Below are 19,039 nucleotides of genomic sequence, written 5' to 3'. Positions count from 1 at the left end.
ACAAACATTGATAATGTGTAGAAAATATCGATGTATAATATCTATGTGAAACAGGACCCGATAGATGCATATCAGGTCCTGTTTTTTATTTAGTAGATACTAAATAGTCCGGTTAATCACTATTCATCTAAATACACTATACTAATAAAGTGAAATTTATTCGAAAGAAATTCATTAGTTAATACGTAACTAATTAAGAAACATTCATATACCAGCCCAAACATCTTTTCCATATCGCCCTTCATCTTGCACACGATCCAACCAATTTCTTGCTTCTTGTTCACTGACTTCATGAATTTCTTGATACGCTTGACAAAGGGTATCTTCTACATCCGGAGCCATTTTACTTCCATCACCACATATATAAAGATGAGCTCCATTATCTAATAACGAAATTAAATTGATTCTATCTTGTTTTATTAAATGCTGTACATATGTTTTTGGATGTCCCTCTAGACGAGAAAAAGCTGTGTGTAAAGAGATTAATCCATCTCTTTCATCATTTTCTAGTTCTGTACGATAGAGATAATCTTTTTCAGGATGACGACAACCAAAATATAGATGCGCTTGTCCTAAGTTAGTACCTTTTTGCTTTTGAACACGACGCGCTTGCAAGAATCCACGGAATGGTGCAATTCCAGTACCTGGCCCAACCATAATAATTGGTGTTTCTGGATCTTTAGGCAATTCAAAGTTTGATTGTGGCGTTCGAATGAAACAGATAATCTCATCTTTACTATGACGCTGAGCTAAGTAATTAGAAGCGACGCCTTCATATGTCCCTTCTCCAATCCATGCAGGCGCATTAACAACACCGACCGTAATGCTCAGACGATTGTGTGCAACGAGTGGAGAGCTTGAAATAGAATAGTAACGCGGTTTGAGCGCAGGAAGAAGTTCTAAAAAGCGTTCAAATCGGATTTCACAAGCCTCATACTTTTCAAGAAGGTCCAACATTGAAATCCGTTTCTTTAGTATTTGTTCATGGTAAACTCCTTCTTCTAATAATGCTTCCAATTCTTTTTTATGAGGAGGACATGCTGTGAATGTTACCATTTCTCGTATTTGTGCTCGAGTGGCAGCTTCTTGAACTTCAACACTATAACTAAGAAGGTCCAATAAACTAACAGGACTGTCTAAAGGTATGTGATTTATACTTCGTCCACTTGCACTCAGTATAACTTGATCCTTCCCATTTAATCCAAAACGTTTTAAAATTCGGTTGATATTTTTCTCGCTATTAACTGGCAACACTCCAAGGTGGTCTCCTTCTTTATATGTAGCGCCTTCTGGCAAGGATACCTCGATATGTCGTGTACTTCTATCACTACTGGATGATTGGAGTTCACGGTTTTCTAGTATAGATGCATAAACTGCTTCATATGTTCGTGCAAGAGGAGATCCTCCAAGACGACTGACAAATTGCAGACTCAAAGTACTGCGCTCTTTTTCCATATTTTTGTTGAGCTCCAATCCAAATGCCTTCATTGCATCAGACCACATACTTTGTTTCCATTGCTCAAGCTGTTCCTCGAAATCACCACTTGCATCTGCTTCTCCGCGTTTAGAAAATCTTGTTGCTCCTTTTTGAGCCATCTGCTCATCAATGTATCTTGGAATCCGTTGATAGGTACTAGCCCAATTATGATCTCCACAACCAAAAACTGCGTATTGAACACCTTTTAGCTCATCCGGTTTTAGTTCCTCCAACCATTGCACAAACCGCCCTGCATTACTTGGTGGTTTTCCATTATAAGAAGAAGTCACAATAAGTACCGCTCCTTCTTTTGGCAAACTTCCAATTCGATCGTTAAGAGCTACCACTTCCGTTTGAACCCCTTCTAAACTAGCTGTATCCGCTAATTCTCTTGCAATACCTTCTGCTACCCCTGTATCCGAGCCATACAGAACAAGAAGTGAAAGATTATCGGCCCCAATAATAGAAGGTGTCTTCTGAACGTGCTGCTTAATTTCATCGTTTTTCAGCTTGTCCTCTGTAGGTGCAAGAGCAGTAGGATGGCTAATAGTTTGTTTTCGGGGTAGAATCCTAATCTTAAAATCACCGGGCTTTAGCGTTAATGTTTGTTTTACGTCCAGCTGATAGTTTTGATAATCAATTAATTCAAAATGTTGAAGAAGCATTCCCATTACAAGAGTGGCTTCATGAAGTGCAAATTGCATACCGATACATGCTCTCTGGCCATTTCCAAATGGCTTATAAGCATGATGAGGAACCTTATCCAGCTCTTCAAATCGTTCAGGTTGGAATTCTTCCACATTGTCTCCCCATGCATCTTTATCCCTATGTAGCTGTGGAATAAGAACAGAAATACGATCTTCTCCTTTCTTAATTGGGTATTTCCCGCCAATCACTGTATCTTCTTTTGCATAGAGACTGAATGCTGGAGCGGTAGGCCATAGACGCAGTGATTCATTTAAAATCATCCGTATATACTTCAGTTTCATAACTTGTTGGTATGTTGGAGTAGGATCTGTCAAAACACGGTCTACTTCTTCATAGGCTTTTTTCAATTTATCCGGATTCTTTAATAAAAAGTAAATTGCAAAAGATAACAATCCACTTGTTGTCTCATGCCCAGCTATTAAAAAAGTGATAATTTGGAAACGAATGTTTTCATCATCTAATTTTTCACCAGTTTCCGGATCTGACACATTTAACATACGGGAAAGTAAATCATTTTCTTCCTGATCTCCACTACTTTTACGTTCAGCAATAATATTATCTACTAAAGAAAACATAGATTGGATATCATGCTGAAATTGACGTTTCGTTCTCCACATAAGTTTGTCTTCTATATCCAGCCGCTGCAATTGGTGCATCGCCTCATCTAGAGCACGGGTCATGCTAGTAATAAAAGGATGAGGGGTCTCACGATAAAAGCTATTAAATCGGTAATTAAAACCACATAGACCAATTGTATCTAACGTAAGACGAGTCATATCCTCCGGAACATCCACGTTTTCATTCGGATTAAGCCGTGCCCATTTTTGAACGAGTTGTACAGCAATATCAACCATCATAGCATGGTAATCTTTCATTGCCCGTTGGCTAAATGTAGGCATCAAAATATTATGAGCTTTTTTCCAGTTAGGCTCGTGAGTCTCGCTTGTAAATAATCCGTCTCCAGCAAAGGCGCGAACTTTTGCTAAAGCACCCTCTATACTTTTATCGAACCGTGTTTCGTCACAGACTTCTGCTACCAGTTCATGTCCGGAAACGACAATAATGGTATCACTTAAAGTTTGAATTTGAAAAATGGGACCATACTCTTCCGCTATCTTGATAAAGGATAGGGTCGGTTTATCTTTATCGATTAATGGGAGATTACCCAGCGGTCCATATGTTTTCGGCTGAGGAATGGCAGATACTTTTTTTTCCATTTAAAACACCCTTTCAAAAAAGCATGAAATAACATATCCCATTTAATAAAGAGGAAATAGCAACTAATCGCCTGGGATAAAGATATGTAATTGATTACCTTATTTTATCTTTTCCCTAACTATTCATGATTATGATATTACGTATAAGCTTGGCAATTAAATTTATAACTTGTAGAAAAATACTAAATTAAAATGAAGCGAATAAATATAGTTGGAGCCTTTTAATGTTGGTGTTAAAAGATAATCTAAACTTGTAATGTTTATGAGAAATTGCAAACGGATCTCATCTCTTGTATTTGTTTATAAAAACGATTATTTTGATTCATTTTCTTCTAAAACACCCCAAAAATAGAGAAGTTGACGAGCTTAAGATTGTAGTATTCGAAAAATCAGTAGTTTAGTTAAACCAATACGATAAGCAAGTATACCGTGTTACTAATGAAAGAGGACCTGATATGAACATCAGGTCCTCTTTTACTATATAATTATTTCCCTGCTTCTTTTAGTTCTTTTCCAGCTTTAAATACCGGCGCCTTAGCAGCAAAAAACTTGTAGGAATCATTATCAAGCGTTTTATTTTTCTCTACCGATTTAGCTTCTCGACAGCTTCCGCACTTGTATCTACACGTTTAACGAAAAAAACTAATAGTAGTGCAACAACATTCATGCCAAGCGCTACATAAAACGAATATTGAATTCCAGATAATAAAGCCTTCTGAGTTACTATTGCCTTCGTAGTTTCTGTAAAGGTTGTTGGATCTATATGAGACATTAAACTTTCAGCTTTTGTTTTTGTTACAGAGTTCATAATCGTAACAAGAATAGCAGTACCAATCGAACCGGACACTTGTTGAGCCGTATTATTAACAGCTGTACCGTGCGGGTTTAAGCGAGTTGGCAATTGATTAAGACCATTTGTCATAAGTGGCATCATAACCATCGCCATCCCAAACATCCGCAGTGTGTAGATAAGAATAATATGTGTGTGACTAGAGTCAATTTGCAGACTTGCCAACATATAAGTTGAAACAGCTGTAATGGAAAGCCCCACTATGCCAAGAATCCGAGGACCATATTTATCAAATAGTTTACCTGTAATTGGTGACATAATCCCCATTATAACCGCACCTGGAAGCATCATCAGTCCAGAGCTCAGCGGAGAAATGCCACGGACGTTTTGTACATAAGCTGGTGTTAAAATCATACCCGAAAACATGGCCACCGCGTTGACAATTGCAATTACAGACGCAAGTGCAAACATTGGGTACTTGTAAACACGTAAATCCAATAACGGCTCATCCATTTTTAATTGACGAATAATGAAAGCAATTAGGGCAATTGCGCCTATGATTAAGGTTGTTAAGACAACTTTATTTGTCCAACCATCGGAGCTTGCAGAACTGAATCCATATAACAAACCGCCAAAACCGACAGAAGATAATAGTAATGAGAGATAATCAAGTTTTGCATTTTTGTTTTGTTTCATGACATTCTCAGATTTCCAAATCCCTAACAGTAAGCTAATGATTGCTAACGGTAAAATCATTTCAAAAAGCAAACGCCAGTCATAATACTCTACAATATAACCTGATAGTGTCGGCCCAATTGCTGGAGCTGTAATCATAACTAGTCCAAAAATCCCCATTGCTGTTCCCCTTTTTTCTCTTGGAAAGCTTACTAGCATAATATTCATTAACAAAGGTCCCATAACTGAAGAACCTGCCGCTTGAACCATCCGACCAGTAAGTAATAAACCAAAGTTAGGTGCTACAGCCGCTAAGGCAGTACCAAGAATAAAAATCACCATAGATGTAATAAATAGGCTCCTATTGGAGAAACGCGTTATTAAAAATGCTGAGGCCGGAATTAATATACCACTTACAAGCATATACCCTGTAGAAAGCCACTGGATCGTTGAATAATCTTGAATGTTTAAATCTTTCATTATTGATGGCAAGGCTACATTTAAAAGGGAGTTATTTAGAAATGAAACAAATGCCCCAATAAAAAGGATTACAAGCATTACATATGGTGGTTTTCTTTTATGTAATGTTTCACTCATATATTTAATTGCCCCTTCATTATAAATTTCATTGATTCGTTTAAATCGTTTACATATTTGCACAAGAAAATATTACCCTTGCAGTATTTTGCCAAACTCTTCGAATGGATATTCTCTTTTTAGCAATTCCACTTGCTCAACATACCATTTTAAAATCTTTTTGTTGATTAAACCTTTATAAAAATGTTTGTTAACGGAATTTAAATTAGGCTGAAATACAAAAAAGAAGCAACTGAAAATCCCCTTCTAAAATAAAGTGAAGCTTTAAATCAATGAGAATTTTACAGGCAGCGAGAAAAATCAAAAAGACTACGCACCCATTCCTTTAAATACAGGCTTGTAGATCTAGTTATGTAACCATCCATAAAAAGGAATATTACATAGGCTAAGTCTAACATTACATTTTTAAAGTGAGGAGAATAAGCGTATGGACCAATATTGGTATTTGAATTCAAAGGGAAATGGGCAACAATATACTAACCAAATTTCATTATATTCACAGCCCGAAATAACTACATCTGAGGTAATGAATGATTTGAAGCTTCCTGAGAATTGGAGTTACCGAGTCTATCCAGTTAGTTGGGATTCATCAGCCAATTATACGGGGTTCAATCCCCAACCTCCTCCCTTCTCTTGGGGGCAGCAGCCAATTAATTATGCAGAGATACTACCACAAGGTCACCCTGCTAATTGGACTCCATTACCAGGTCATGCAGGTTTTAATTTTCAAAAACCTCCCTTCCCCTGGGCGCAACCATTCAATCATACAGGGATGTTCGCAAAAGGTCATCTCGCAGCTTTACTATCGCCGCCAGCTAAGGCTTTTAAATTCAATACCAATAACGGGGGTATTTTCGGAAACTCTCCAGGATGGGGTGGTCCGTGGGCCCCAATGGGATGGGGAAATAACGGAGGTAACAGTCAGCTAGGAATGCTTGGAAACTTACTTACAGCAGGAAAAGGCACCATGAGTGGAATAGGAATGATCAGTAGTCTAATCGGGATGGGGAAGTTCTTCTTTTAGTTAATTAGAACAGGAGAATGTGGCTGTAGCTTTAATCAGCCACATTTAAGGACAGTAATCTCCCACCTAACTTCCTAGCATAGCATTCGCGGAAATTTTAGGTGGATATGTATTGTTAAAAGTTACTGTTTTACTTTGAGTGCTCCTTTACTTTCTTATCAAGTGCCTTACTATAAGCATCTTTGTTTTCCTGTGATAACTCATAAATTGCTTTTTTCCAATGCTCTCCGTCTACACCTGATAAAAATTCAGTACCTTTCATTGTAGCTTCTTGAATCTTCTGTTTATCTTCTTTACCAGCATCCTTAATTAACTTCGTTGCTTTTCTTACCTCTGTTACCCCTTCTTGTATGGATTTGTGAATGTCTTTGTATGTATCAGGTACTTTTATGTGTTCCATATTGTCTAAAATTTTATCTATCTCGTTTGATGTTTTTAAAACAGCTTTTGCTTTTTCTTTGTCCTTTAAGGATTCTCCTAAGTTTAGTAACAGTTCATCCTTCTTAAATTGGAACTCTACCACTTGCTCACATATGTAGTACGGATACTGTTGTTCAGAAATTACTGTTTTCGTTATTGCTTTACTAGTTTGCTCAGTCTTATGAGTAGAATCTTTATCTCCTACCTCGCATCCGACTAACAGCATAAATGGAACTGCTAACGTTACTAGTTTCTTTGCTCTCATTATGTATTCTCCTTGTAGAAAGTATTGTAAGTAATTAACATATCAAACTATAACATACATTACATTATGGTTCACTTCCATTACGCTTTTAAAATATAAAATAAGAATACACCCCATAAGCCACAAATAAGATTAATAGAATAGAAATGCCGAGTACCGTATATATAATCCATTTTAAATTTGAATTCATATCATCCTCCCGCCTCCCAACAATTCCATTATATAACAAAAAAGCATTGGATACCCAATGCTTTTTACACTTACGCAAATAAAGAAGTATTCGCATATAAAGCTGGTGAACCACCTGAATGTACGAATAAAATATTGTCTTCCTTATTAAATTTATCTTTTCTAATTAAGTCGATTAATCCCGCTACTGCCTTACCTGTATACACTGGATCGAGTAAAATACCTTCTGTTTTCGCAAGTAACTGAACTGCCTCTACCATTTCCGGCGTTGGTAACGCATAGCCTGGTCCTACATATTCATCAAAGCACGTAACAGCGTCGCGCGAGATAAAGTTTGGAATACCAACATGTGCTGAAGTTTCATCTACAAGTTTTGCTACTTTCTCTTCTTGCTCAGCTTTTCCTCTACTTACGTTAATCCCGATTACAGGAATATGGCTTTGTGTTCCAGAAAAACCAGTAATTAACCCAGCATGCATACCGCCGCTACCACTTACACAAACAACTGAACTAAAATCAATTCCTTGCTCAAATGATTGCGCCATAATTTCTTGCGCACAAGCAACGTATCCCATAGCGCCCGTAGGGTTTGATCCACCAACTGGAATTACATATGGTGTATTCCCTTTTTCACTTACTTCTTTTGCTACTTTATGCATTTCTTCCATCAGGTCTGCTCCGTTCGGTACAACAATGACATTTTCAGCACCTAATAAGTGATATAAGAAATAATTTCCGTTAAAGTCTCTCTTCTCTTCTGGCTCAAGCCCTTCCTCTAATACAAGGATACATTTCATTTTTTCTTTTACCGCAGCTGCCAGTGTCAGGCGGCAATGATTTGACTGAATACCACCAGCTGTAATTAACGTATCTGCACCCTTTTCCTGTGCATCTGCAACTAAAAATTCTAATTTTCTCGTCTTATTGCCACCAGCTGTTAAACCAAGTAAATCATCTCGTTTAAAATAAATAGTCGGGCCACCAAGTGCTTCAGAAAAGTTGTTTAACTTTTCAATTGGTGTATATGATTCTGTATATTTTTTTCTCGGGAATTTAGCTAAATTCATTGTAACGCTCCTTTTGTACTTCTTTCACAATATATGTAACGTTACTATTATTACACGTAAAAATGGTGAAGTCATCTTTCTCGGTTAAAAATGTATTAGAATTTCATTTTGATAAGTAAAACCGTATTAATGATTTTAACTTAATTACGGTACATGAAATTTATATCAACGATTTTTTAAATATATCGTTCATTACTTACAATATATCAACGATTTTTCAAATATATCGATCGTAACTTGCAGTATATCAACGATTTTCTTAATATATCGATCTATCGACAAAAAACGACAGACAGGCAACCCCTTTCTCATCAACAAAAAAAGAGCCTACACATTCAAATGCAGACTCCCTCCAATCACTTATTTACCGAAAAACGAAGTAACTGTGTTAATCCCGGCTCTAAATTCATTTCACCTTTATGGCGTACGTATACGACTTTATCCCCATCAAACTTCGGAGGATTTGCTTTACTATACGTATGCCACTCATTCGTTCCTTCTATAGTGTACTCCATATATTCAGTTGCACCGACAATTATATTTTTACTATCATCTGCTGTTACATTTGGTGCCATCTGCGCAATTTTTGAATCACTAATTAATAACTTCTTTATATCCTTATCACGTTTGTAATCGTAAGCTGTCACAATTACATCGTTACCATATGCTTTCACTTGCAACCCTTGTTTAAATGAATAGCCATCAGGAGCAGTCTTCTCTCCTCCATTTGGTCCTGCTGACATCCAGCCCGTTTCAATCCCGCCCGTATTTACAACAGTAAATCCTTTTTTATCTCCGCCTGCAATTTTCTTTTTACCAGCCCAGTCCGGTAAGTTTAAATCCCAATGCGTATGACTCGTAAAGAAAACGACCTGCGGATAGTCTTTTAATATATCGTACAATTTATCAACGTTTAAATAGTCTTGTAAATATGGTGATTGTCTTGATCCAGACACAGTATCGGGTAAAACGTGATGAGAGAAAATGAAAATTGGTTTATTTTTATCTTTTTGGCTGTACTCTTCTAAATTTTGTTTTAACCAACCTAGTTGCTCATCACTCATATATACTTCATCCCACATTTTTGAATCATGGTATTTCATATATTTTTCAGTTCCTAAAAATAGAAGCGGATAACCATCTAATTCTTTTTTATGATATACCTTTTCTTGTCCACTAAATTTCAGATAGCGGTTAAATAAAGTTTCCTCAGTTACACCATTTGGCCATGTACTTTGAGAGAGTTTCCCATCCGCTGTCCATTTACCAGCATAAAACTCATGATTCCCAACAGTAGACCATACATTTTCTGGATGCTTATTTTTATTTAACACACGCTTTACATCATCATATTGTGACTGTTGTCCAGTCGGCGTTATATCCCCATTCATAATAAGCGCTCTAGAAAGTGGCGTCACTTTGTTCATATCTTTTAGCACATGATCAAAATCCCCTAAATCCCCTTGAATATCACTAATAACATTAAAAGTTGTAGCTGATTTTCGGGCTTGCTCTTTCCCTTCCGCATGCACTGAAAACGTCGGTAATAATGCCGCCATAACTGCTAACGAAGCAACTGTCTTTTTCATACAAATTCTCCCCCCTAATAATAGAAAGTACAAACTGACATATTCTGCTTTCTCTTAGGTGCTTGTCCAATTCACATTATAAAGAGGGATTGTAAAGATAGATGGAGTAAAAAATTAAGTGTTTTTTAAGAGATTTTGTCTTTTTTACACGCCCCATTTAACAATTAACACTAATTTTTCTATTAACCTACTAATATTAACTGAATGTAAATTTATACAATAAATCACTTCGTTTAATATGTTGTGTTTTAATTTCCTTTACACAATTTCAATAAAGTACTTTACCATTTTAAATTCTCTTCATTAATCCTCAACTTCTATTCCAGCCTGTTTTAATGGTTCTAATACTTTCGGGTAACACATTGAAATATATTCCACTGTTTTTAAATTTTTTAGATTTTGAAATCCTTCAACAGATATAACATCAAATAAACTGTCTTCACCGTCCCAATCAGGCTTTAAAATATGATAAATTTCATTCCCACCATCAAAGCAAAGGGACTCAATCTTTTCCAAATCACTTATTTCCAAAGTTAACGCTTCTAAAAAAGCTTTGATTTCAACAATTGGCCCAGCTCCTGAATACCATTCAAAATAATTCGTATGCTTTTCTATTAAGTCTTTCAATTCTTTTAGAAATAGTGGCTCTTTATCTAATAAAGCTTCAATTACTACTAACTTAAAATTAAAATCCTGAAACATTTTACTCTTCCTCATTTTAAATTCCTCCAATGTTATAACATCCTTGTCCAAATTATTATAAGTAAAACATATCCAATTGCAGCTTCTTTATTTCTTTCAATATCACATTAAAAAGGGATATGCTTAATTGCATGTCCACAATCGAGAAAATATACATTATACATAATATTTTCTTACTAATTATATTCTTTATATACTTACCTTCGCTTCTCTAGCATCTTGTTTCTTAATTAAGTCTAAGTAAAAATGCGAGACAGTTGTGTTGTAATAAGGGGAAATGAATATGAATGACAGATTAAATGTAAACATGCCTATAAATGCAGTTAATAAAAACCAACCAATAAAAGATAACCAAAGAACAAATAACTTGAACTTATGTCCTTTCATTATTCTTTTACTCTCCCTTAATGCTTCACTTGCTGTATAATCCGGATTCTCTATTAAAATATAATATGCCATTGAATAAGAAAAATATTTAATAATACCTGGAACAATTAATAACAGACTCCATAAAAATAGAAAAACAGCCTGCAACACTCCTAATTTCATTGATTTACACAAATTATTTTTCCTAAACCCCACAAATACATCGTCCACCTTAGCATCTTCATTTTTACCTAAGCGTAAGGTGAAAACAGAATACCCATAATTAAAGATACCTTGTATGACACTGTAAATTAAGAAACAAATCAGTCCTATAAAAAAATAACTTAGAATAAGTAAAACTAGTGCTGTTAGATCTACTTGTAGTTGCCCACCCATTGAATAAATAAAGAAAACATCCAAACCAATTATCCCAATAAACAAACCAAATATTAAATATATAAAACTAGCGATTGCTGATGCACTTAAAGTTGGTACAAAATAGTATAACGCCGATATCCCTATACTTACTCCCCATTTCCCATCTAACGAATTAAGTGCTGCTTTCTTTAAATTTCTTATCAAACTTGCATCCTCCTTTTTTCCATATTTTAGCCAATAAAAATTTTACAAATAAAAAACTTGTAGCAAGCCCCACTACAAGTTCTTTTAGCTAAACATTTTAGCTTATCAAAACAAAATATACCTTCTACACAATCGGGGGTAATTTCTAAAATATGGTTTATTAAAATCATTATATAACATAATCATGGATTTCTGTTGAATATTCTATGTTTTCCGACAAATACACCCAAAACTCTTCCTGATGTTCATTTAGATATAATAACTTATATAGCAATATATTTTTCATTATCTTTCCCAATAAACCCTATCCTCTTGTTTTCCACAAAAAAGCACAGAGATTCCTCTCCATGCCTACTAACCTCTACCTCTTCACCGCATGCACATAATGCACCGTCTCAAAGGCTTTCAAATAATCGTTTCGTCCTTCAAAATATAATACATCAATATCCTCTGGTGATAAATGCTCATAAATGAGTAAGCCCGCCTTCTCTAACAGTGCTTCCATTTCAGCATAAGAATAACATGATTTCATCGGTTCTCCGCCTACCGCAGCCATTTTCACCATATTTTCAACTCGATTGGACAGTCCCTTTTCTGTAAACAAGTTTTCATCGGGATAATCAAAAACGATAGAACTACCTGCCGGAACCATCTCGAATAAACATTCTAATAAACTAGCAAGTTCCTCTTTCGTTAAATAGTACGTAACACCTAAAAGGCTAAAGAAAGTCTTTTTATGTTCAAATCCTTCATTGCTTAACTGTTCATAGGAAAATCCTTTCGTAAAATCCATTGAAACAAAATGAAGGTTTTTTGGAACTTCAAGTTCTGTTTCTTTTATTCTTTCCTTCTTAAACACCTGCGTAGAAGGATGATCCACTTCAAATATTTCTATTTTATTTTCCAATTCTCGGTGTCTAAAACTGAACGTATCTAAGCCTGCACCGAGTATGACGTATTGTTTCGCTCCTAATGTAATTTCATGTAGTAATACTCTTTCACAATATGCCGCACGTGCTAAAGGTGTTGGTGATAACTGAACTTGCGTAATCCATTTTAATATTTCTTTTGGATTATCTTGAAACTGCTGTGCAATGTCTGTATTGAAGAAATGTATTCCTTGAACCATATTCGTTTCAATATTAATTCGTTCTTTTGGCGAAATGAACTCTTTAGCTACATAATCATCAAAGATTTTCGGATTATCAAATTCACTATGATATGCCCTGCTGAAAGCTGATACTAACGACGTTACACTTGCTTCACCTTGTTTCACGCACATACACTCTCCTTCATTTTCACAACAAAAATAGGGTTCCCCTGGCCAGGAGAACCCTATTATACACCTTATTTTTATATTGGTAAATTATAGCATAAATAAGTTTTTTTGTCAAGTTCCCAGCCTACTAACGCTCCAACAATTTGTGTAATCTCTAGCAGGAAGATTTCGATCTACACCGAATATTCCAGTTCATAACAATACAAATGGAGGGCGTCATGAAAAGATTAGTCATCATTACAGTTGGAAAAACACACAGTGGAAAAACTACATTTGCAAGAGCATTAGAAAAAGAGTTACCCCACTCTTTCGTTATGGATCAAGATAATCAAGCTGAATTTATTAACACGCATTATGAAAAATTACAGCCGACAGAAGGATCAAATACACTAAAGCACAGTCTTTCAAAATTCATTGTTGATTATGCGAAAGAACATACAAATTTACACCTTATTATTTGTAATTCCAATCGCAGTAAAAACGGAAGATTCTATTTACTAAACGAATTATTTCCACAGAATGAATATGTACGCATATTTGTTCATTTTGACATTCCAGATGATGTACTTTACGAAAGAGTGGCTCGAAGCACGCGAAGTACGAATATTTTTAGAGGTGGATATTCTAGTTTCAAAGAAGTACTTGATCGACAACAAACTGAATCACTTCACGATAATGTGGTAGATCCTGTAGAAAACGAGGCTGATTATTTGTTTGTTATTCGCAATAATAAAGATGTAAGCTTTACTATAGAAGAAATTGTTCATCTAGCTAAAGGTTTATCCCCTACCCCAAATAAGAGATTATAAAAATTACATAATCATAGATTATTATGCAAATCCTTCCTCTAAGCGCCTAACATAGTATATAATAATAAGATAATCTACTTCTATATGCTCATTTTTACACAAAACAGTTCATGCATATGAAAGAAAAGAGGTACAAAAATATGAAAACAAAACAAACAATCGCTGCGTCTACACTAGCTTTAGCAATGATTGCTGGCGCGAACCCTGCTCATGCGGAAGTAAATGATGCTACTCCTCAGCAAAGTACGGGAGATCGATTAGCTGAAATTAAGCAACATAAACAAGAGTTAGATGCGAAATTGCAGCAACACAAAGAAAACGTGGATCAAACATTGAATGAACTTAACAAGGTTAAGGAAAATGTTGATACGAAGGTGAATGAACTACATGAACGTAAACAAGTTGCTGATGAAAAAATTAACGAGATTAAACAACATAAACAAGAGTTAGATGCAAAACTTCAGCAAGACAAACAAATCGCCGAAGATAAAATCGCTGAAATTAAAGAGCATAAAAAACAAGTGGAAGATAAAGTTGCTGAAGTAAAAGAGCATAAGCAAAATATCGATAACAAAGTGAATGAGATTAAAGAACATAAACAAACTGTCGATGAAAAAGTGAATGAAATGAAGCAACATAAAGAGAACATTGATCAAAAGGTTAATGAACTTAAGGAAGTTAAAAAACAAGTAGATGAAAAATTAGCTGAGTTAAAAAAAGCGAAACAAACTGCTGAAGACAAACTCGCTGAACTAAAAGAAAACAAGCCGAATACTGGTAACACGTTAGAGGAACTTAAGAAAATTAAAGGCAATTTAGACAGTCTTTCCGCTAACTTAGAACTAGCTAAACAAGATGTAAAAAACAAACTAGCTGAATTACAAAAGGCTAGAGAAGATTTACTAAATAAAATTAACGAAATTAAACAATCGAAACAAACTGTTTCAGACGATTTAACAAAGAAAAAACAAGACTTAGATATTAAAATCAACGACTTTAAGCATACTGAGAAAAAAATTGACGACAAATTAGCTGAGTTACATACAACGAAGCAAAATGTTGATAACAAGATTAATGAAGTGTCACAGTCTAAACAAACGCAAGCAGATAATAGTACTAAAAACAATAACGCTAAAGAACTTCCTAACGCTGGTAGCGAGCAATCAAACAATATGGCTCTAGGAATGCTATCTGTATTAGGCGGGATTTTATTAATAACACGCAATAAAATTAAAACGTTATTCTCAAAATAAAGCCATTATACTTATTAAAAACAATGATACAAAGGCCAACCGCATATACGGTTGGCCTTTTTCTTTATATTAACTGTCCATCTCGAAGCGTCAATATACGATCACATACATCAAGCATTCTTTCATCATGTGTAATCATAATTGCTGCTTTTTGGCTCTCTTTCACTTCGCGTTTCATCATTTCAACAACTTCACGTGCGCGTTTTGAGTCTAAGCTTGCCGTTGGCTCATCCGCTAATATTAAATCTGGGTTGTTCATGAACGCACGAGCGATTGCTACCCTTTGTTTTTCCCCGCCAGATAGTTGATTTGGATAATGATTCTTTCTTTCTCCTAATCCAAATGCCGCTAATAAATGATCTGCACGCTTTTCGGATTCTTGTTTACTTTCTTTTTTTAGCTTTGCAATGTAAAGTAACTGTTCTTTCACATTTAAATATGGAACAAGGTTTGCAAACTGGAAAATGAAGCCGATTTTTTTCAAACGAATGTCTGTCATTTCCTTTTCTGATAACTGTGTAATATTTTGCTCACGAATGTAAATATCCCCTTTTGATGGTGATAATAATGCACCCGCGATTGATAATAACGTACTTTTCCCTGATCCAGAAGGACCGACGATTCCGATAAATTCTCCGGCTTTCACATCAAGCGATATCGGATGAAGGGCTGTTACTTCCGTATTCCCTTCTCCGTACACTTTACTTACTTTGTCTAATTTTAATAATGAAGTCATTACATCCCGCCTCCAATTGCTTCTAATGCATCAACTTTTAATACTTGGTATAACGAAATAAGTGTTCCTAAAATACTAATTACGATAAAGATTGCTGCGTATTGTGCAATCATCGGTGTTGTTAATAAGAACGGCATACCCGCTGGTAAAATTTGTTCTAACCCTTGTACAAGAACGATACTAATTACCATCGCAACGACTGATAAGAATAACGCCTGTACGACTAAGCTATTTGCTAAATACGAGTTCTTTGTACCGATTGCTTTTAATACACCTAATTGCTGTGTTTTTTGCAGTGTAATAACGTAGAAGAATACACCGATTAGTAATGCAGCGATAACAAGTAAGAACGCAATGATCATCGTTAATGTTCCTTGTTCTTCTTTAAATCCTGGAATACTTTGTAGCACTTCTTTTTTGTCAATTACGTGTGCATTTTTAATCTCTTTATCTGTGTTAAGTGCAATTGCACTATAATCTTTTTGGTTTGGTTGTGAAATAGATCCCCATACGTCTTCATTTACATAAACGACTGGTGTATGGCTAAACATTTGATCTTTCGTAAATCCAACGATTGTAAATTCTTTCTTTGAAACAGGATCGATAATTGTATCTCCAATATCAATTCCTTTTTCTGTAATTGATTCGTCAGCAACCATCTCGTTGTTTGCTGTACCTAATTTCTCACCTTTTACAATGTTCGGTTCTAAAAATGAATCTCGTTCGCTTGAGAAAATAGCGATATCAACCTTTTTCGAACTATCTTTCTTTTCATATGTTGAAACTTTCACACGAAACGGAACTGCCTCTTTGTCACCTACTTGATTTACTACGTTATCTACATCGTCTTTCTTAATTTGTGAACGAAGTAATTTATTTTCCGCATCATCTGCTAAAACGAACTTATTTGCCTCCATATTTTGAATCGATGAAGCATTATCATATGATAATCCATTTGCTAATCCTGAAATAACAAGGACTAAAAATGATAATAACACCATAATCAATCCGATTAATCCGTATCGTAATTTTGATTGTTTTAATTCACGCAGAGCTAAAAACATTTCGCTCGCTCCTTCCTCTTTCTTTCTATGCACTTATCATAAAAAAGAAATATGAACGGAATATGAACAGAAGATTACAGAGGGTAAGATTTAATTTTCAGAAAGTATTGAAAATAATTGAAATCCTTGATACAATTCAGTCAAATAATATTGACCGAGTAATTTCATTTAAGGAGTTGATCATTTTGAAGCCCGTATTAACACTAACTACTTATAGCCAACTAAAAGCATTAAGCGATCCACTACGTGCCGAAATGATGATACGTCTATGCGAACGTCCTTATACTGGACAATTACTATCTGAGAAATTCGGCATTTCAAGGGCGAAAATTCATTATCATTTAAAAGAATTAGAAAAGAATGGTCTTATAGAGATCGTTTATACAGAGGAAAAGAATGGGATTATTCAAAAGTTTTATCAATCTGTCGCGAAAGGCTTCACCCCTGCTACAGATCTATTACCTCATTTAGAGATAGTAAGCGAATCAGGTCGCCAAATCTTTTTACAAATGATAGAAAGAACGAAAAGCCAAATTCTCGCTGCACCAGAAGAAGCTTTTACATTACAAAATGCAAGTGAAGATCCAGCTAAGTGGAATTACGTTTCATCCTGCTGGGAATTTGATGCTACGCCAGAACAATTTCAAGTGTGGGTGAAAAAGTTTTATGAATTAATGGCTGAATTAAACGAAATCACAAAAGGTGCAGATAAAGATCCGAATAGCAAACCTTATTATATTTCTACTACTGCACTTCAAATCGCTGAGAGAACAATGCAGCAATTTATTAAAAAAGAAGAAAAATCGTAATACGATTTTTTTTACCGAGACGGTCAATTTTATTTTACCGAATAAAATTATTATAAAGGAGTAGATAAAGTGGACATATTAAAAAACCGGAATTTCCTCTTATTATTTTTAGGGAGAATTTTTACAAACATAGGAGATAGCTTGTATTATGTAGCAGCAATGTGGCTCGTATACAAATTAAGTGGTAATCCTTTTTATTCTGGATTGGCTGGTTTCCTTACGTTATTACCTTCTGCATTACAATTTCTTACTGGTCCATTCGTCGATAGATGGTCAATAAAAAACACCCTCGTCATCACACAAGTTTTGCAATGCATTCTTATTTTAATCATTCCAATTACACACTACTTCGACCTACTAACAGTCCACCTACTACTCATCATCATGCCCATCGTAGCTTTTATCGAACAATTCGCCTATCCCGCACAATCGAAAGCTTTACCACTTCTACTGCATAAAACACAATTATTAAAAGGAAACTCACTCTTTTCATTTGCATATCAAGGCATTGATTTAATTTGTACGACTCTTTCTGGAATATTAGTAGCACTATTTGGCGCAATTACTTTATATGTAATCGACTCTTTTACATTCGCGATTACTGCCCTTTTGTTCTTTTCACTAAAAATGCCAAAGCAAACAGAAACCAATACATCGCTATCAACTAAACAATATTTCACTGATTTAAAAGAAGGTTTTTCGATCGTCTTTCGTTCATTAATGGGCGTATTCTTAATCGGTTCAGTAGTCGCTAATTTTTCAATCGGTATGACGATGGCAATACTCCCTTCTTTCGCTGATTCTTTAGGCGGTGTAAAATTATATGGTTTCTTTTTAGCCGCTATATCCGCCGGTTGTTTAATTGGAGCGCTATTCAGTTCATGGGTTGGTAAACATAATGTTGGCCGTGTCTCCATTATTAGCTTTGCGACTGGCGCTTTCTTTTGGTTTCTCTCTACAGTTGTACCGTTTCAATGGTTATCCATTTTTTTATTCGGCTTAGCTTGGATACCAATTGGTGCGAACAACATATTATTTGCGACTATTGGTCAAATTGTAATTCCAAACCAATATCTTGGGCGTATCAATTCAGTCACACGAAGCATGGGCACAATTGCTATGCCACTCGGCTCTTTAATTGGCGGATACACTGCGAATGTATATAGTAGCCAACTCATTTTCGCGCTTGCTAGCATCGGGATTTTATTCATTTCCCTCGTATGGCTACTTCATCCGAAATTACGGGCTTTTCCAAAAGCTGATGAAATTACAGCGGATACTTTTGAGCTTCGGTTTAAAGAAGAGTGCGGGAAAGGTGCGGCTTTATAACAGAACAAACATAACCCCGTTCTAAATTGGGGACGGGGTTAAAAATATAATTATTTCATTTTGGATGTAAAATACTTCACTAAAAATATAAC

At 35.4% G+C, this 19,039-nt stretch carries 15 protein-coding genes; 5 read left to right on the top strand and 10 right to left on the bottom strand.

Going from position 1 to position 19,039, the window contains the following annotated elements:
- Positions 1–204: 204 nt before the first annotated feature.
- Positions 205–3,402 carry a bifunctional P-450/NADPH--P450 reductase gene (cypD, locus tag HMAS_RS08415; protein WP_116344759.1) on the bottom strand — a complete coding sequence of 1,066 codons (3,198 nt, stop codon included), beginning with the start codon at positions 3,400–3,402 and terminating at the stop codon, positions 205–207.
- A gap of 583 nt (positions 3,403–3,985) precedes the next feature.
- Positions 3,986–5,464, bottom strand: coding sequence for a DHA2 family efflux MFS transporter permease subunit (locus HMAS_RS08410; RefSeq protein WP_000005138.1), 1,479 nt, complete (start codon positions 5,462–5,464; stop codon positions 3,986–3,988).
- Between the two features lie 427 nt (positions 5,465–5,891).
- Between HMAS_RS08410 and HMAS_RS08405 the strand changes: the two genes are divergently transcribed.
- On the top strand, positions 5,892–6,488 hold the full coding sequence (locus HMAS_RS08405; protein WP_116344758.1) for a hypothetical protein: 597 nt from the start codon (positions 5,892–5,894) through the stop codon (positions 6,486–6,488).
- Between the two features lie 130 nt (positions 6,489–6,618).
- On the opposite strand, the gene HMAS_RS08400 is transcribed toward HMAS_RS08405, so the two are convergent.
- The 6 genes from HMAS_RS08400 to HMAS_RS08370 form a co-directional block, all read right to left on the bottom strand.
- Positions 6,619–7,173, bottom strand: a complete 555-nt coding sequence (locus tag HMAS_RS08400; RefSeq protein ID WP_044795140.1) for a hypothetical protein — start codon at positions 7,171–7,173, stop codon at positions 6,619–6,621.
- A gap of 260 nt (positions 7,174–7,433) precedes the next feature.
- Positions 7,434–8,429 (bottom strand): D-cysteine desulfhydrase, encoded by a 996-nt coding sequence (locus HMAS_RS08390; RefSeq protein ID WP_116344756.1) that lies wholly within the window; start codon positions 8,427–8,429, stop codon positions 7,434–7,436.
- A gap of 356 nt (positions 8,430–8,785) precedes the next feature.
- On the bottom strand, positions 8,786–10,018 hold the full coding sequence (locus HMAS_RS08385; RefSeq protein ID WP_046392887.1) for a DUF4073 domain-containing protein: 1,233 nt from the start codon (positions 10,016–10,018) through the stop codon (positions 8,786–8,788).
- A gap of 303 nt (positions 10,019–10,321) precedes the next feature.
- Positions 10,322–10,735, bottom strand: coding sequence for a DUF6892 domain-containing protein (locus HMAS_RS08380; RefSeq protein WP_001232168.1), 414 nt, complete (start codon positions 10,733–10,735; stop codon positions 10,322–10,324).
- A 174-nt stretch (positions 10,736–10,909) separates the two neighbouring features.
- A complete protein-coding gene (locus HMAS_RS08375; protein ID WP_000620770.1) occupies positions 10,910–11,668 on the bottom strand; it encodes a DUF975 family protein in 759 nt (252 codons plus the stop codon).
- 361 nt (positions 11,669–12,029) lie between these two features.
- Positions 12,030–12,950 carry a class I SAM-dependent methyltransferase gene (locus tag HMAS_RS08370; RefSeq protein WP_001986566.1) on the bottom strand — a complete coding sequence of 307 codons (921 nt, stop codon included), beginning with the start codon at positions 12,948–12,950 and terminating at the stop codon, positions 12,030–12,032.
- A 215-nt stretch (positions 12,951–13,165) separates the two neighbouring features.
- Between HMAS_RS08370 and HMAS_RS08365 the strand changes: the two genes are divergently transcribed.
- Entirely contained in the window at positions 13,166–13,756 is a 591-nt protein-coding gene (locus HMAS_RS08365; protein ID WP_116344755.1) for an AAA family ATPase, read from the top strand.
- Between the two features lie 140 nt (positions 13,757–13,896).
- Complete coding sequence (locus HMAS_RS08360; RefSeq protein WP_000851000.1) at positions 13,897–15,009, top strand: LPXTG cell wall anchor domain-containing protein; 1,113 nt, start codon at positions 13,897–13,899, stop codon at positions 15,007–15,009.
- A gap of 64 nt (positions 15,010–15,073) precedes the next feature.
- On the opposite strand, the gene HMAS_RS08355 is transcribed toward HMAS_RS08360, so the two are convergent.
- Positions 15,074–15,745 (bottom strand): ABC transporter ATP-binding protein, encoded by a 672-nt coding sequence (locus HMAS_RS08355; RefSeq protein ID WP_000202597.1) that lies wholly within the window; start codon positions 15,743–15,745, stop codon positions 15,074–15,076.
- Positions 15,745–16,809, bottom strand: a complete 1,065-nt coding sequence (locus HMAS_RS08350) for an ABC transporter permease (RefSeq protein WP_000477745.1) — start codon at positions 16,807–16,809, stop codon at positions 15,745–15,747. Before HMAS_RS08350 ends, HMAS_RS08355 begins: the two co-directional genes overlap by 1 nt.
- A 185-nt stretch (positions 16,810–16,994) precedes the next feature.
- On the opposite strand from HMAS_RS08350, the gene HMAS_RS08345 reads away from it, so the two are divergent.
- Positions 16,995–17,618: an ArsR/SmtB family transcription factor gene (locus HMAS_RS08345; protein WP_000805789.1), complete on the top strand. Its 624-nt coding sequence runs from the start codon at positions 16,995–16,997 to the stop codon at positions 17,616–17,618.
- Positions 17,619–17,687: 69 nt separating this feature from the next.
- The gene (locus HMAS_RS08340) at positions 17,688–18,947 is read left to right on the top strand and encodes an MFS transporter (protein WP_000353363.1); all 1,260 of its coding nucleotides are present in this window, start codon (positions 17,688–17,690) and stop codon (positions 18,945–18,947) included.
- The last annotated feature ends 92 nt before the right edge of the window (positions 18,948–19,039 follow it).

Origin of the sequence: Bacillus sp. HMA207, assembly GCF_003402455.1 — a bacterium.
GTDB classification, from domain to species: domain Bacteria; phylum Bacillota; class Bacilli; order Bacillales; family Bacillaceae_G; genus Bacillus_A; species Bacillus_A cereus.
The sequence above is the reverse complement of the archived record's forward strand: the minus strand, read 5'-3'. Positions and strand labels throughout refer to the sequence as shown.

Excerpts from the sequence above, each read along its gene's own strand:
- cypD (WP_116344759.1), bottom strand. The coding sequence starts at position 3,402 with ATGGAAAAAAAAGTATCTGCCATTCCTCAGCCGAAAACATATGGACCG.
- HMAS_RS08410 (WP_000005138.1), bottom strand. The coding sequence starts at position 5,464 with ATGAGTGAAACATTACATAAAAGAAAACCACCATATGTAATGCTTGTA.
- HMAS_RS08405 (WP_116344758.1), top strand. The coding sequence starts at position 5,892 with ATGGACCAATATTGGTATTTGAATTCAAAGGGAAATGGGCAACAATAT.
- HMAS_RS08400 (WP_044795140.1), bottom strand. The coding sequence starts at position 7,173 with ATGAGAGCAAAGAAACTAGTAACGTTAGCAGTTCCATTTATGCTGTTA.
- HMAS_RS08390 (WP_116344756.1), bottom strand. The coding sequence starts at position 8,429 with ATGAATTTAGCTAAATTCCCGAGAAAAAAATATACAGAATCATATACA.
- HMAS_RS08385 (WP_046392887.1), bottom strand. The coding sequence starts at position 10,018 with ATGAAAAAGACAGTTGCTTCGTTAGCAGTTATGGCGGCATTATTACCG.
- HMAS_RS08380 (WP_001232168.1), bottom strand. The coding sequence starts at position 10,735 with ATGAGGAAGAGTAAAATGTTTCAGGATTTTAATTTTAAGTTAGTAGTA.
- HMAS_RS08370 (WP_001986566.1), bottom strand. The coding sequence starts at position 12,950 with ATGTGCGTGAAACAAGGTGAAGCAAGTGTAACGTCGTTAGTATCAGCT.
- HMAS_RS08365 (WP_116344755.1), top strand. The coding sequence starts at position 13,166 with ATGAAAAGATTAGTCATCATTACAGTTGGAAAAACACACAGTGGAAAA.
- HMAS_RS08360 (WP_000851000.1), top strand. The coding sequence starts at position 13,897 with ATGAAAACAAAACAAACAATCGCTGCGTCTACACTAGCTTTAGCAATG.
- HMAS_RS08355 (WP_000202597.1), bottom strand. The coding sequence starts at position 15,745 with ATGACTTCATTATTAAAATTAGACAAAGTAAGTAAAGTGTACGGAGAA.
- HMAS_RS08350 (WP_000477745.1), bottom strand. The coding sequence starts at position 16,809 with ATGTTTTTAGCTCTGCGTGAATTAAAACAATCAAAATTACGATACGGA.